15 protein-coding genes are annotated in these 14,599 nt (G+C 44.7%); 1 reads left to right on the top strand and 14 read right to left on the bottom strand.

The window, feature by feature from the left end; all coding sequences use genetic code 11:
• Positions 1-17: 17 nt before the first annotated feature.
• The 7 genes from coaD to BK127_RS03075 all read right to left on the bottom strand — a co-directional run bounded on the left by coaD (position 18) and on the right by BK127_RS03075 (position 7,584).
• Positions 18-524: a pantetheine-phosphate adenylyltransferase gene (coaD, locus tag BK127_RS03105; RefSeq protein WP_076228546.1), complete on the bottom strand. Its 507-nt coding sequence runs from the start codon at positions 522-524 to the stop codon at positions 18-20.
• Between the two features lie 271 nt (positions 525-795).
• Entirely contained in the window at positions 796-1,446 is a 651-nt protein-coding gene (locus BK127_RS03100; protein WP_076228545.1) for a class I SAM-dependent methyltransferase, read from the bottom strand.
• Between the two features lie 60 nt (positions 1,447-1,506).
• Positions 1,507-2,580, bottom strand: coding sequence for an SAM-dependent methyltransferase (locus tag BK127_RS03095; protein WP_256711152.1), 1,074 nt, complete (start codon positions 2,578-2,580; stop codon positions 1,507-1,509).
• A complete protein-coding gene (locus BK127_RS03090) occupies positions 2,538-3,317 on the bottom strand; it encodes an ABC transporter ATP-binding protein (RefSeq protein ID WP_076228543.1) in 780 nt (259 codons plus the stop codon). Before BK127_RS03090 ends, BK127_RS03095 begins: the two co-directional genes overlap by 43 nt.
• Positions 3,318-3,326: 9 nt before the next feature.
• Positions 3,327-3,710 (bottom strand): cyclic-phosphate processing receiver domain-containing protein, encoded by a 384-nt coding sequence (locus tag BK127_RS03085; protein WP_256711151.1) that lies wholly within the window; start codon positions 3,708-3,710, stop codon positions 3,327-3,329.
• Positions 3,711-3,868: 158 nt separating this feature from the next.
• Positions 3,869-5,302, bottom strand: coding sequence for a ribonuclease H-like domain-containing protein (locus tag BK127_RS03080; RefSeq protein ID WP_076228542.1), 1,434 nt, complete (start codon positions 5,300-5,302; stop codon positions 3,869-3,871).
• Positions 5,299-7,584, bottom strand: a complete 2,286-nt coding sequence (locus BK127_RS03075) for a DEAD/DEAH box helicase (protein WP_076228541.1) — start codon at positions 7,582-7,584, stop codon at positions 5,299-5,301. Before BK127_RS03075 ends, BK127_RS03080 begins: the two co-directional genes overlap by 4 nt.
• A 768-nt stretch (positions 7,585-8,352) precedes the next feature.
• Between BK127_RS03075 and BK127_RS03070 the strand changes: the two genes are divergently transcribed.
• Positions 8,353-9,258 carry a tyrosine-type recombinase/integrase gene (locus BK127_RS03070; protein ID WP_076228540.1) on the top strand — a complete coding sequence of 302 codons (906 nt, stop codon included), beginning with the start codon at positions 8,353-8,355 and terminating at the stop codon, positions 9,256-9,258.
• Positions 9,259-9,404: 146 nt separating this feature from the next.
• Here the strand turns inward: BK127_RS03070 and BK127_RS03065 are convergent, their stop codons facing one another.
• The 7 genes from BK127_RS03065 to rnz form a co-directional block, all read right to left on the bottom strand.
• The gene (locus tag BK127_RS03065) at positions 9,405-9,776 is read right to left on the bottom strand and encodes a hypothetical protein (protein WP_076228539.1); all 372 of its coding nucleotides are present in this window, start codon (positions 9,774-9,776) and stop codon (positions 9,405-9,407) included.
• A 531-nt stretch (positions 9,777-10,307) separates the two neighbouring features.
• On the bottom strand, positions 10,308-10,523 hold the full coding sequence (locus BK127_RS03060; protein ID WP_076228538.1) for a hypothetical protein: 216 nt from the start codon (positions 10,521-10,523) through the stop codon (positions 10,308-10,310).
• A 72-nt stretch (positions 10,524-10,595) separates the two neighbouring features.
• Positions 10,596-11,552 (bottom strand): lysophospholipid acyltransferase family protein, encoded by a 957-nt coding sequence (locus tag BK127_RS03055; RefSeq protein WP_076228537.1) that lies wholly within the window; start codon positions 11,550-11,552, stop codon positions 10,596-10,598.
• A gap of 26 nt (positions 11,553-11,578) precedes the next feature.
• On the bottom strand, positions 11,579-12,349 hold the full coding sequence (locus BK127_RS03050; RefSeq protein ID WP_144026351.1) for a GNAT family N-acetyltransferase: 771 nt from the start codon (positions 12,347-12,349) through the stop codon (positions 11,579-11,581).
• Between the two features lie 148 nt (positions 12,350-12,497).
• Positions 12,498-13,190, bottom strand: a complete 693-nt coding sequence (locus BK127_RS03045; protein ID WP_076228536.1) for an LrgB family protein — start codon at positions 13,188-13,190, stop codon at positions 12,498-12,500.
• Positions 13,177-13,530: a CidA/LrgA family protein gene (locus BK127_RS03040; RefSeq protein WP_076228535.1), complete on the bottom strand. Its 354-nt coding sequence runs from the start codon at positions 13,528-13,530 to the stop codon at positions 13,177-13,179. Before BK127_RS03040 ends, BK127_RS03045 begins: the two co-directional genes overlap by 14 nt.
• 73 nt (positions 13,531-13,603) lie before the next feature.
• Complete coding sequence (rnz, locus tag BK127_RS03035) at positions 13,604-14,551, bottom strand: ribonuclease Z (protein WP_076228870.1); 948 nt, start codon at positions 14,549-14,551, stop codon at positions 13,604-13,606.
• Positions 14,552-14,599 lie beyond the last annotated feature (48 nt).

Here is a 14,599-nt window from a genome sequence, read left to right as displayed (position 1 = left end):
TTATCGGACCCGGAATCTTATTTGAACGGAGGTTGATTCGTTTCCTGCATGTAGCATATCGCTTGATCGTAAGCATCAGGAGTCATATAGTTAAGGGCGAGCGTATACTTATTGGATTGGAAAAACATCCGAACTAATGAACTGCTAGTTTGCATGTAAGGTGTGTACGGCGATAAATAAATCGTATCGGCTTCTGTTGAATTACGAACAAATTGCTCCAATTGGAGCTCATAGTCCAAATCAGTCGCATTGCGAATTCCCCGTATCACAACATCAATCTTGTGCTCATTAATATAATTGGCCACGATGCCTTCAAAAGGTACAATATGCGCTCGTGTATTATATTCCGCAGGAATCGAGAGTCTGACTAATTCCGTTCTTTGCTGTAGTGTAAAATAATGCGACTTGGCCCGATTGTTGGCAATAATAATATGTACTTCGTCAAATAAATTAAAAGCACGTTCAATAACAGACACATGTCCAAGGGTAATGGGGTCGAAGCTTCCTGCATAGACAGCTTTCATGAGTAGTCACTCCTTAGCACCTACAAATCTTTATTCTTTGTTTTAGCCCGAAGTCATCCGTCCTATTTTCCCATCTCTAATAAGGCAATGCCAAGCGCGTATGTAGTATCCATTTCTGTTTGTCAGGTCTGCGGCACGAATAAGAGGGCAAGTATGGAGATCGCCAATAAAATCGCGAAGGGCACGAGCAGTCTTGTTAACAAAAAATTTCCCATTATTCGCTCCTTACTTATAACTCCTCAAGACTTTCTTATCAAAAGTGAAGATGTACTTATTTCATATTTGTCACAGCCAGCTCCCATAGAAACTTAGGTTTACCATAACGATGCAGGACAGCTTCTTCTATGTAGGTGAGTTTCCATTGTTGAAACAGTTGTTCGAGTCGATCCTTATCAAAAAAACGTTTGCGGTGTCCCTCATGCTCATAGTAACCAGCTTCGATTTCCTTCCCCGTACCAGCACCAAAATTGACGTCTTTTATAGAATTCACTCTGCAAAGTAAATAACCATCTGATTGCAAAACACGCTGCAGTTCATTGATAATAGCTATCGTCGCTTCCCATGAGAAATAGTGCAGACTCAAATCGGCGATAATCACAATGGCGCTATTATCAGCAAATGGCAGCGGCTCCAGCAAATTCACCGCCCGTGTATCCGCAAGCGGAACATGCTGCCGCACTCGCAGCAACGCTTCCTCCGACCAATCACAGGAAATGACGTCAAATCCACGTTCAGATAGAAACAAGCTGTCACACCCATTTCCACAGCCAAGGTCAAGAACATCCGTCTGTCGGGAGGCTTCCAGCAAATCCATATGCTTCACAAGCCAATCGTCATATACTGGAGGCTTATCTTCATCTTTGATGTTATAAATAGAGTTCCAGTTCGATAATTCGCCACTTCCTGCATACTCGTTTGCCATTCCGGGCCTGGCCCCCTTTATCCATTTCGATAATCGTGCTCCAAGCTTTTCATAAACCTGCTAAGCTTTGATAAAAAACAAAGTGAGCTCCTCACGGTTATGAAATAATTGCTTGGCCTTTTGCACAGTGAGATCCGGGGATAAATCGCCTACAAGCTCCCGAACCGTTTGAAAAGCTTTTTTGTGCATCAATTTTACCGTAATGATCGCCGTTCCACCTGTAATCAGCGCAGGTAGAAGACCTTTAATAAGCTTGCCCATTTGTCTTGGACTCCAGCTCATATCACAAACAATCAACTCAAAGGAAGCATCCTGCAGCTTAACATCGGCAGCATTTTTTTGATGGAAGGTCAGATTCTTGTTTTTTAGCAAATCCTTATCCAGCTTGGCAGGATCGATTGCTGTCACCTTGATTCCGCGTTCCAGCAGCAGCGATGTCCAGCCACCAGGGGCAGCTCCGACGTCCAGTGCCGTCTTGTACTGTGTTAAATCGAGACCGAATACCTGCTCTGCCTCCAGCAGCTTGAACTTTGCACGTGATAGCTGACCCTCTTCTTTGCGATAGCGTATAGCACCGCCTGACCAATCAGACAAGTTGTGTTCAGGCTTGGAGACACCAATATAGGCAATGCCCGGAACCAAATAGAGAGACACAATAAATTCCGATCCTTTGGCAACAGGAACTGTTGCGTAGGTTTCCGTCAATATATGGTCAAGTGCCTGCTTATATTCACCTTGTGAAATGCCCGTCGTAAGCTCCTCGGTTTTACGAACCTGCACCGCAACCTTGCTCTGTGCGTCTAACTGAACAGAACGGATAGCCCACGACTGCAGCGAAGCCAATTCACCATCCCAATCAAGCTCCGCGTCCACAGGCTGAATATGGCGAAGAAACATCGGCTCTTGCGTTGTCAACTTGAGAATAACTTCAGATTTGCTCACTGGAAGCTGGAAAAGAAAGATTTCGTTAGGAACGAGATGCGTAAACTTGATAGGCGATCCAAATAACCTCAGAATTTCCTCCTGTGCCTGCTGTCCATAGCCGCGATTGGCTGTACCGATAAAAGCGCTGCTTTGCAGCTCATCCACACTCATTCCCCAAGCACCTTGATCCAGGGACGGCCCTGAAACCATTCAAGAGTAACCGGAACCTGAAATGCGCTCAATAAATTCTCTTCATTCAATACGTCTTCCTTACGGCCAGAAGCCACGAGCTTGCCATCATCAATCAAGGCAACATGCGTGAACATCGGCATAATTTCCTCGATATGATGCGTGACGTACAATACGGTAATATTTTGCTTGCCAAGCTGATTAACGGTTTCAAGCAACCGCTCACGCTCAAACAAATCCAATCCCGAGCAAGGCTCGTCCATGATCAGAATGGAGGGGCTTGTCATTAATGCCCGGGCTAGCATCACCTTTTTGCGTTCCCCTTGAGAAAGTGTGCCCAGTGGCTGTTCAGCTAGATGTGAAAGACGAATCTCATCCAGCATCCCTAGTGCCTTCGTACGTACTTCAGGCGATATTTCCTGATAAAAACGCAAAAAAGCATACTCGCCAGTAGCAATGACCTCCCATACGGGATCAGCTGGATTCAGCTTCTCATATAGAGATTGACTGATGTATCCGATTTGTTTACGTACTTCTCTTACATCACATTGTCCATAAAGCTGATCCAGAACCTGGACCTGCCCAATGCTTGGGAATTGATATCCATTAATCATCTCCAGAATCGTCGTTTTGCCCGATCCATTTTTCCCGAGAATGACCCAATGTTCACCTGCATGTACCTGAAGCTCAATATTCGATAAAATCGCCCGCTCCTCGCGGATAAAATGTACATTACTTAATGATATTACGTGCTGCATAATACAAGATCACAACCTATTCTTTGCTGTATTGGCAATGGTTTGAAGCGTATCGTGAGGCATCGGTCCGTTGACCAGCTTAACGCTTTCCGGCTTGCTCCGGTATAAAAGCTGATGCATCGCCTGTTTACCGCTCCAACTGGAGGTATGTAAATAAATTTCACGTGGAAACCGCTGAGAAGAAGCCAGAAAACTGGCTACCTGCAGTCCGGTTGGTTGGCCCCATCCCAGATCAAAATCAAGAGACAGGACGCCAACCTCACATTCCTGGAGCAGCAATATACATTCCTCTGCATTGTGGGCAGCTACAAAACCGGTAGGGCACAGACGTACGTCGTCCAAAAAAACATGAATGATAGCAATCACCCTCCATAGAATCTCTATGATCAGCATGGTATGGCATGACCGTGTTCCTCCGAAACTACCTCATGCAAACATTGTATAATATTTTCGCAGCCTTGTAACGCTCCCAGGTGAAAATACACGAAATCCGTAGTCTATATATTTCCAAATAAAGTCTATGTTATGCCAAGAATAGAGCTTATCCTCGTTTAAATCAAATTATCCATCGTCAGATCAAGATTTGATTCTGATACAACCTGACTTCGGATAATTGTCCTTTTCTTATCCTTTGTCAACTGATTGTTAGCTCTGGCGGACTTTTGTCGTAATCGTTGGATGCGCTTCTCCAAATCTGCGATACCACTTTCTTGCCCATGTTCGAGTGATTTTGTTGATTGACGTTTTCCAGTTGACCTAGCACCTCCGCCCCCATAGGAACGCTTCAAAGAATGCTGCCGCCATGCTTTGTCTAGTGCTTGCTCGGCGTAGGACAGAGCCAGCTCATACTGCTTCTCTCGATGCTCATAATACATGGACAATTCGACATAAGCATCCAATGAAGCGGTCGTACGTTCTTTTCTGCGCTCCACATACAATTCCCACAAATCTCGTGCTGCTGTATAACGGTGTTGCTGCTTATACACCTGGGCTAGCGGCAGTAAATAATCGTCAGCTCCTTGCTCTACTACAGTTTCTGAGACTGTAATCCGCTCGGCCAGACACTCCAGTGCTTGCTCTGACATCCATTGCTGGTTCAGCTTGTCCAGCCATACACCCAGCCGATACAGCTCTTCCAAGCCCATATCCTTAAAATTGCTTTTCCCGCTCAAAATCCTTGCAAAATGAATCGATAAACCCGCCAACGATAAAATATCGAGTTCATTATGAATAAATACGCCCTCGACAATAGAAACCTTTCGTTCTGCCAAATATTGAAAATACAGCACAGGAGCGAGGGCGCCTGACACATCATCCTTACGCACAACGCCAAGCCGTTCCTCCTCTACCTTACCCAACCGACATGATGGCAGTGTATGCTTCCACAAACTGCGCGATGGATATAAAAAGTCAAAGTGTCCAGCAATCGGGGTATCAAGCTGCATACGGTTCAATATATAACGATTCTTAATGATCGGCCAATCAAAAGTTTTGCCGTTATACGTTACCAAATAAGGATGCTTGGCTATTTTCTCATGCAGATGATGGAGCATACCCAGTTCCTCACCCGGATCACGAATAAACATCTGCTCTACAACAAACTGCTCTTCCTCATAAAAACCGATACCGATCATAAAAGCCACGTTCCCCGTACCAATCCCAAGACCGGTTGTCTCCGTATCGAGATAAAGCAGTTTTTCATGAGTAAGGCCATCCTGCTCCTCTGAAGTCTCTGACTCAGCTCCCAGCAGATGTAGCAGCTTATCGGACTGTCCCAACAGCTCGCTCAACGCGTAACGCCCATGTTTGGCCTGCTGGTCATAGCGACGCCGTCTCATCACAAACGAGCCCCATTCATTGTGTTCCATATGAGCGTCAATTACCGACCATTCCGATGTCGGGGCAGAAGCATCCGATGCAGCAGCGGGCTTCGCTTGGCTTCCCGATGATTTGTGGCGCAGCAGTCTGTCACGAAGTCCACTCATTGGGTTACCTCCAACCGCCGCAGCAAGCTGAGTGAAAGCTGCTTACCCATCAATCCAACCTCTTCAATGGGTCCGACACAGGCAGGACAGCCGCTAAGACATTGGCAGTTTGAAATAAGCCTCTTCGCTTCAGCTATTAATTCACCATGGACGTCATATAGTCGTTCACTCAAGCCCACACCCCCAGGATAACTATCATAGAAAAATATCGTTGGCAGCTTATTGTGAATAGCACGTACCTGCGGCACTACGCGAATATCCCGTGGATCACACATCAAATAAAGCGGTGCGATATGCACCAGTACATTGGATAAGCCGAGCAGCGCAAACTGCATATCATTAACCGAGGTTTCCGCTGAGGCTTGTTCCGAAAAGGTAAACCAATATGAGCTGGTGTGCAACTCCTCCTCGGGCAAATGAATCGGTCCTGAGCCAATATTCTCGTGTGTCCGCAATCTGATTTTTTTGAAAATAGTTGGTTTCGCATTCAAAGTCACTTCGCCATAATTACGATGCAGTCCAAGCTCCTCCACTTCGCGGTGTACATGAAGCACCTTTAGCTGGACGGCCATACTTGCGTCTGTAAAATAATCTACATTAACCTGGCGTACGAACGCTTTTTTCTCTTCATAGTCGAGCTTTTCTACCTGGAACTGAATGCCCTCATGGATATATATAGCTTCTTCATGAATCATAGTCGGTGCACTGAATCGATCCACTTCTCCAATAACCCGCGTACCATTAGTCATGTCTACAATGACAAAGTTTTCCTGAGCTGCGGAGCGTAATGAAATATCGTGCGCGGGAAACGACTGATCCATCCAATACCAACGATTTTTCACGAGATGCAGGATATGCTCCTCTGTCAAAAATTCCAAAACATCCTTTAAAGATTCGCCGCCAAATTGCTCTCCTTCTTCAAAAGGAAGCTCATACGCCGCACATTTGACATGGTCAACCAAAATGATCAAGTTATCGGGATGTATTCGCGCCTGCTCTGGTGGACGTTCAATAAAGTATCGCGGATTCTGGATCATATATTGATCGAGGGGATTACTGCTTGCGACCAGAAACGTGATGGAGCTTTCCTGCCTCCTGCCTGCTCGACCGGATTGCTGCCAGGTGCTGGCAATCGTCCCAGGATATCCGTTAAGCACGCATGCCTGCAGCTGTCCGATATCGATGCCCAGTTCCAGCGCATTCGTACTGACAACTCCGCGAATCTCCCCACTACGCAATCCGCGCTCGATCTCTCGTCGCAGCTGTGGCAAATAACCGCCGCGATAACCGCGAATCGACTTGGCACCCAGCTCATGCTTGATCAGGTCCTGCAGGTAGGTAAGCAGAAGCTCTACGCGTACACGACTTCGGGCAAATACGATCGTTTGTACACCTTGCTTGAGCAGCATGCCTGCTATTTTACGAGTTTCCAATACGCTGCTCTTCCTTATACCCAACTGTTGATTTACTACAGGCGGATTATAAAAAACAAAATGCTTTTCACCAGCCGGAGCTCCGTTGCGGTTCACCAATGAAACGGGTTCACCAATCAGACGCTCGGCATGCTCCCGCGGATTATCAATGGTTGCCGATGCACATATAAATTGTGGCGAAGATCCATAGAATCGACAAATTCGCTTCAGCCTTCGAATCACATTGGCTACATGACTGCCGAATACGCCCCGATACGAATGTATTTCATCGATTACGATATATTTAATATTTTCGAATAGCTTAACCCACTTGGTATGGTGAGGAAGAATGGCGGAATGGAGCATATCCGGGTTCGTCACAACAATATGACCCGCATTCCGAATAGCCTGCCTCACCGTCGGAGGCGTATCACCATCGTAGGTGTGTGTCTTGATATCTGCTCCCATCCGGTTTACGGTTTCCTGAAGCTCCGATACCTGGTCTTGAGCCAATGCTTTGGTCGGAAACAAATAAAGCGCACGTGCGCTATCATTATTCAGTATTTCCTTTAAAACCGGCAGGTTATAGCAAAGGGTTTTACCGGATGCAGTTGGAGTTACGGTAACAACGTGATGGCCTGCTGCTGCCTCACGAAACGATTCCGCCTGGTGCGTATACAATCCTTCAATCCCTTTGACCTTCAGCGCAGCTAACAAAATCGGATGAAGCTCAGGCGGAAATGCATCATACATCGGATCACGAGGTGGAATCGTATGCCAGTATGTAACCTGAGACATCAGCTCTGGAGTATTTTTCACTAATTGGATCATTTCATCTATGGAATCAACCTTGCCGGTTAATGGGTTCATGGGATTCAAGCTCCTCATATAAAAGCCGGATTGTAGTAGCTTATATTATAGCGAATGTACGTTCTTATATCAATTATTTGTTTAATATTTATTTATCCCAATGCGCACATATAAAATAGCCCTGAACGGATTATCGTTCCGCCAGGGCCAGAAATTGAGCTTTTCAACAGTCAGAGTCCATTTGTCGTCTGTGTCTCTACGACCTATATTCACGCTAATTGTGATTTCATAGCAATCTTCTTTTCTTGTAAACCACTCGCAGCAATGAATTTCCCGAACTTACCAAGCGGTTTCTGACCTTTCGATTCGAAAAGGCAATATATAGGAGGCAGCCAAGTAAAAGACATCCCCCCCAAACAGTGAAGATAAATGAAGTAAAAACGCAGGAAATCATTAACAACCACGAACTCTTCTTAATTGTCCTTATAGGTCGGTTGATTAGAATCATTTCTCCAATTATGATAAACCATCCCTTTCCTTGTTTGTGTGATTCTCTAAATGGCTCAGATCGTCCACCTTGCTCGGCAAACTCTGTTTGTTGGAATAAAAATTAATAATGTCATCAATGGTCGAAAATACGACACTAACATTCGAATCGTGTGTATTTATTTTGATAAAAACCGCTTTTCTGATGTGGTCACATCTTTATTTAATATTAACATTTGATTTGGTGGATTTTGCTTACTCGTACTTGATGTCCGCTAATGTATCGGTTAAGATAAGAATATCATGTCCGCTAATGTAAGTCAAGATTTGGAGGCTTTGCTAATGATTAAGACGACCACCATTTCGGAACAAGGGGAGCAGACGATTCAAGATTTCATACACACTCTCACCATCCACGAGGATTTGAATCCCAAAACACTAAAGGAATACGCAAGTGACTTGAAACATTTTATTGGTTGGTTTGAGAACACCGAACACCAAGAGAAAGTAGTTGTATTTCACATTGAAGATGTCGCTACTCCAACATTGACACGATACCAGGAAGCCGCTCAAAAAGTAATGGAATTAAAACCGGCGACCATTAATCGGCGGCTTATAACACTGAAACGTTTTTTTGAGTGGGCTGCGTCGGAATCCAGGATTCGCCGTGATCCTTCAAAACCGGTCAAATTGATTCCGGAAGAAAAAGTAAGCCCTCGTCAGATGACAGACAAAGAAGAAGCTGCATTGATAGCTGCGGCTGAGCATGGTGGTTCTCTTCGGGATCAGACGATTCTTATCGTGATGTTTCATACCGGTTTACGAACAATGGAAGTGTGCGACCTGGCTCTTGGAGATATTCAAATCGGAAAACGCAGCGGCCAGCTCACGGTCCGATCCGGAAAACGGAATAAACAGCGGGAAGTACCTTTGAACGCTGCTTGCAAAGCTGCTTTAGAAAAATATTTGGCAGAACTCCCTCCGGACAGTCCTTATCTGTTTCCATCGGAGAAAACTGGCGATCGATTAACAGAACGTGCTTTGCGTCATTTGATTCAAAAATATATGAAAACAGCTAGACTCGAAGGATTGAGCTCCCACGATCTTCGGCACCGGTTCGGGTACGTGATGGCAGAGAACACGCCATTGCAACGCTTGGCGCAAATTATGGGACATGGTAGTTTGGGTACAACGATGATTTACGTCAAGGCAAATCGTGCAGATTTGCAATCTGAAGTCAAAAAATAGTATGGCAATGAGGGGATGAGAATGATATATCCGAGAGTAAGGGAACTGTTAGCTCCGAAGGAACGGCTGCAAGCTTAGAATATAAAAAAACGCCCTCGATTCCGATAAAGGATGAGGGCTGTTCTCAATATATTGGCAAATATGCATCATTCTATAAGTTCAAGTTCATCAAGAGCAATAGTAAGTTTTAACGCGGCTTCTTTGCATTCTAAGAATGCCTTTGTGACTCTTTCATCTGCTTTATTTGCCTTTAAAACGGCACAGGCTGCTGTTTCTGTACAATCAATAGTTTTACGCATTGCCTCTCTGCTAGTCGCTGCAATTTTAGCCAAAAGCGCCGGGTCCTTACACTCATTTAAAAAATCAGCAGTGAGTGCTGCCATTTCGGCCGCGGCTGTGGCTTGAAATTGCTTTTTTATAGATTCTTGCCTTAATTCATATGCAATTCTATTTGCTTCGTCAGCCTCTTTTCTAGCTCTGTTCATTAAAGTTATCAGTTCATTAAACTCTTCATACATCTTTAGTTTATGTCCCCCCAATTCTTCGCATCACACCGGGTCGTCGTTCATATTTTAATATAAAAATAAGCAAAAATAAAGCCCTCGATCCCTAAGATCCATGGCCGCGATACCAATTCATATATAGCTCAAAACCGTACATATATTCGTAAAATGATGAGTGAAGACTAATGAAGGAATTATTTCGTAAAAGAGTAGAGGCCCATAAAGCGCGGAAAAATATTATACGCATGGAAAATCGCGTTAAGTATTACGAAGAAGATTCCGTATTTGCTAACGAAGGTAAATACTTAGGCTATCCAAACACTCAAAAAAGTATTGGATACTGAATGAGGAGAATTCTAAAGCTTGCTAAACTGAATACAAACCTTACTCCCCATTCTTTTAGGCCACCCCTACAAGCTAACTCGCTGAAGCTGGCGTGAGCTTAGAAGCAATCATGGAATGTCTTGGTCACCAAAACGACAGTACTACCAGATCCATTTCTTCACAAAAGTTCGCAGCACTCATGGATTCAATAATATCAACCGATTACAGCAAGTCAGAAGAATCATCATAATCGTAGCGCAGTCCATCATGCTCTGCCTTTTGCAAATAAGTACCGCCACTGAAGGCCGCAGCTGAATTGCTTTGCAGCTTGACTAACACCTCACGAAACTGCTGCGCTTTTGAATCGTTACCTCCCATGCTCATGGCCAGATGCAAGGCTTGTTCGATTACTGCAATATCGTGACTTGTAAAATCCATGCTGCAGCCCCTCCTGAGAGTAGTTTTTCACCTGAACTAGTATATCCCAAATCATGATCAATATGCTTAATTTCATGATGAAACGCGAAGTATTTTTTCATGCTCCAGCTTCTGTTCAACTTCTTCCGTGAAATCGATTTTAAAACGTTCTTCTACATTGAACCAGTAAAACCACTGCTCAGGGTGTTTGCGTATAACCGATTCCAAATAAAGATTGAGTAGTTGAGTAGCTTCAGACCGCTGAGAGCCCAGATAACAGGCATATAAATGCAGCGGCTGCTCGAATGTAAGACAGTGCTTGAATCCCTGATCTCTCCGTCCATAAAAGGGAATGATCGGTACACGTTGATCTATAGACAATAAGGCTGCACCCTCAGGTGTACGACTTTTTCGTCCAAAAAATTGAGATTGTGGAAAGGTAGGCCGCCAAAAATCTCCCAGAATGAACACAACCCCATTGCTCTTCAGATGCTTTTTTAGCTTACGAAGCAGCAGTAAAGGCGGGGTACGATCATAATCCAGGCCTTCACAGCCCATCAATTGAAACTGTTCATATAGGGACCGCAGTTCAGGGCTTTCGGCAGTAGCTATCGTGAGACAGTTATACTTTTGACTGAGGTACCAGTAGTAATAAAAAAAGTTCCCCTCATGTGGAGCGTAGATGATAGCACCTCGGCCAAGCTGGAGTGCCTCTTTAAGATGGTCTTCACCCTCAACCCGAAACCGCCAGGATTCACTGCCCTCCAGATGTTTGGACTCCACTATGATTTCGTAAAGTGTGATGACCAAATTCCGAAAAAACTGATGGCGGATACGTGTTAACTCTTCTGCACTTCGATCCTTCAGCAATGTACTCAGGTTGGCCTCTACCTTAATACCCATTCCCTTGCTGAAAACTGACAGCTGCAAAATAACCGCTGCGCATCCGAGCAGCATTAGCATACAAGATTTAGGTACCCATCTGCTCCATGCAGCCATTTTTTGTATCAATAGATGATTTTCCGTAATTTTACCAATCCAGTCATACATATAGAGGATGCCTCCCGGTTTACGATTTATTGATTAAGAAAATGCTTTTTATATTTACGAGCCAAGCGATCCTTTTCCAAAACAATGAAAAAATCTACCGTCTCAAAAAACTTGTCGTAAGCTGGATCGCCTCCTATCTCTGCACCCAAGTATTGATAGCCCTTCATAAGCGGAGGCAGCTTACGGAATATTTCTTTTTCATTGAGTTCGCTTTGTATCTGCTGCAGACCTTGAATACGATGAGATTCCAGTGGTTGGATTCCGTAACGGTCAGTAATAACCTGCTTGAAGCGCAGCATGCTGTAGATGGCATTGAGATCCTCCAGAGAGTTCACATGCATACTGGCACAGCCGATTAAATACTGATAATGATGCTCGGCAATATATTTGGCTATTCCTTCCCACAGCAGGTGAATCGCTTTACCACTTCGATAGGCAGGGGCAATGCAGCTGCGTCCCAACTCGAGCGTATGCGCTTTGTGCTCCTGAAACGATCTTAAGTCGAACTCTGTTTCCGAATAAAAGCCAACACCCGCCAATGCGCGTAAACCAGGCAAAAGCCTGTACGTCCCCACAATTTGTTCCCGTTCCAAATCCGTTATAATCAAATGATCACAATACATATCATACGCATCCTGTTCCAAGCCACTTTCATTCAACATCTGCATATTCTTTTCCTCTTCTACAAACACCTGATACCTTAAACGCATGGCTTGCTCGATCTCCCATGAATTGGAAGCTACTTTCACAGACAAATTAGTTAGGGAAACAGGATTAGTTACAACTGGAATCATCATCAACACGCCCTTCTTCAAGAAAGTTGGTTTAGTGATATCCATAGCGTAGCAGAGAATTATTAAGTTGACGTTTGCGTGTTATGAATAATTTGTAAGGTTTTCGGACAAATAAAAAAACCTCAAATCAATGAGGTTCTTCAGATAAATGCTAATGCAGCCAACTATATAGAGGAATAAATAATAGCGAAGTTATGATGGCAGCTGCTCCCATTGAAAATCCACTAATACTGCCTTGAAGCTCGGAGTCTCTTATAACCCTGGCAGTTCCGATTCCGTGGGACGAGGTACCCATGGCCACCCCTATGGATATGTCGTCACGAACACCAACCATTCGCAGCAGACTTCGTCCAAACATACTGCCGAACAGTCCGGTCAGTACCGTCAGTACAGCCGTTAGCTCGGGAATACCTCCCGCCTTACGCGAGATTTCGAGTGCTATCGGTGACGTTACTGACTTCGGCATCATGGTCACCATAAGCTCTGCCGTACCTCCAAGACTCCATACCAGAACACCTGACAGCAGTAGAGCAGCAATGGAACCTATTGTGATTCCACTCATGATGGCAACAAGACTGGAACGGATGCGTCTAGCATTTTTATAGATCGGAATACCCAAAGCAACCGTTGCAGGTCCAAGCAGCAAAACCAGGAAATCACCACCAAGACGGTACGATTCATATGGAATATGTGCACACAGCATGAATCCTATAATAAGGCCTGAGCTGATAAACAGCGGGTGAAGCCATTTCCATTGTTGATTTAATCGGAGAGCTATCGCATAAGCAATAACTGATAGTGCTAATCCGAACATAGGCTGCTGCGGAAAGTCATGGAGACTCATTGCTTTTCTCCTTTCCCTTCAGGAGCTTGACACTCCAGCCTGTAATCATAAGAACTCCAATCGTGCTTACAAATAAACTTACAAGCAATTGAACCGCATTGGCTCCGATATATGGAAAGAAAACCATCGTTCCAACAACAAAAGGTATAAAAAATAAGAGCATATGCTTGATTAAAAATTCCCCTGCTTCTTCCACCCATTCAAGCTTGATGATCTTAAAAAAAAGGCTCATTGTAAACAATATGAGCCCTATCACATTAGCCGGGATGGGAACCTGTAATCCGGTTTGAATCACCCATCCCAGTACATAATATCCAATTAATATAGAAAACCCTAACAATTAGCATCCCTCCGAAAGGCAGCTATAGCATATTGGAAACCAACAAACAGTTTACTTTACAATTTATCAAAAGCTAATTCTGTCTTCGTTTAACCCGCGGCACCTCATAGCTCCAATGGTCACGCGCCAAATAAACTTCGTCAAATATTTGTTGGGCTTCCCCACTCAAAAGGGCAGCCTCTTCCTTCTGATAACGTGAGCTAATGTGCGTTAAAATCAAAGCATGTGCGCCAGCATCTCGCGCTGTGCGAGCGGCATCCACAGCTGTCGAATGATCGTAGGCAACAGCCAGATGCTTCTTACTCTCCGCAAAGGTTGCCTCGTGAACCAGTATATCCGCATCACGAGCAAGCTCCAATGAGTATTGGCAGGGCTGTGTGTCACCCAGAATGGTCACGATTCTTCCCTGAACATCAGGTCCGATATAATCCTTTGCCCTAAGTATTGTCCCATTCTCCAAGGTTATATCCATTCCCTGCTTGATTTTACCGAACAAGGGTCCTGAAGTGATTCCAAGCTCCTTCAGCTTATCCGCTTGCAGGCTGCCTTTTTGTGGTTTCTCTACGATCCGGTAGCCATAGCTCTGAACCCGATGGACAAGTGGAGCGATGTACACCTCAAATTGCTTATCTTCAAACAACAGTTGCTGATCCACGGGTCCGAACTCAACAATCTTAAGCTCGTAGGTTAAATGAGCCTGACTTACAGCCAAAGCAGTGCGGATAAATAACTCCGTGCCCTCAGGACCGTAAACAGTAAGCGTGTCATCGCCACCTTGATAAGAACGGCTCGTCAGAAGTCCTGGCAGCCCATATAAATGATCGCCATGCAAATGAGTTATGAACAGCTTCTCCAGCTTGCTCGTCCGAATGGGTGAACGCAGAATCTGCTGCTGCGTCCCTTCTCCGCAATCGAACATCCAATAGCTGTTGTTTTCCGCCAACAGATTCAGAATGATCGAAGACACATTTCGTTCCTTCGAAGGCATACCTGCTCCTGTACCGAGAAAGTATATTTCCAAGCTCATCTTCTCCATTTCCTATGTCGTGCTGTATCTCTCTATATATAG

Source organism: Paenibacillus sp. FSL H7-0331, assembly GCF_001956045.1.
The sequence above is the reverse complement of the archived record's forward strand: the minus strand, read 5'-3'. Positions and strand labels throughout refer to the sequence as shown.

Coding starts and splice junctions, on each gene's coding strand:
- BK127_RS03080 (WP_076228542.1), bottom strand. CDS start 5,302: ATGAGTGGACTTCGTGACAGACTGCTGCGCCACAAATCATCGGGAAGC.
- BK127_RS03095 (WP_256711152.1), bottom strand. CDS start 2,580: ATGGTTTCAGGGCCGTCCCTGGATCAAGGTGCTTGGGGAATGAGTGTG.
- BK127_RS03060 (WP_076228538.1), bottom strand. CDS start 10,523: ATGGATTTTACAAGTCACGATATTGCAGTAATCGAACAAGCCTTGCAT.
- BK127_RS03090 (WP_076228543.1), bottom strand. CDS start 3,317: ATGCAGCACGTAATATCATTAAGTAATGTACATTTTATCCGCGAGGAG.
- coaD (WP_076228546.1), bottom strand. CDS start 524: ATGAAAGCTGTCTATGCAGGAAGCTTCGACCCCATTACCCTTGGACAT.
- BK127_RS03085 (WP_256711151.1), bottom strand. CDS start 3,710: ATGCTGATCATAGAGATTCTATGGAGGGTGATTGCTATCATTCATGTT.
- BK127_RS03065 (WP_076228539.1), bottom strand. CDS start 9,776: ATGTATGAAGAGTTTAATGAACTGATAACTTTAATGAACAGAGCTAGA.
- BK127_RS03045 (WP_076228536.1), bottom strand. CDS start 13,190: ATGAGTCTCCATGACTTTCCGCAGCAGCCTATGTTCGGATTAGCACTA.
- BK127_RS03055 (WP_076228537.1), bottom strand. CDS start 11,552: ATGTATGACTGGATTGGTAAAATTACGGAAAATCATCTATTGATACAA.
- BK127_RS03050 (WP_144026351.1), bottom strand. CDS start 12,349: ATGATGATTCCAGTTGTAACTAATCCTGTTTCCCTAACTAATTTGTCT.
- BK127_RS03100 (WP_076228545.1), bottom strand. CDS start 1,446: ATGGCAAACGAGTATGCAGGAAGTGGCGAATTATCGAACTGGAACTCT.
- BK127_RS03070 (WP_076228540.1), top strand. CDS start 8,353: ATGATTAAGACGACCACCATTTCGGAACAAGGGGAGCAGACGATTCAA.
- BK127_RS03075 (WP_076228541.1), bottom strand. CDS start 7,584: ATGAACCCATTAACCGGCAAGGTTGATTCCATAGATGAAATGATCCAA.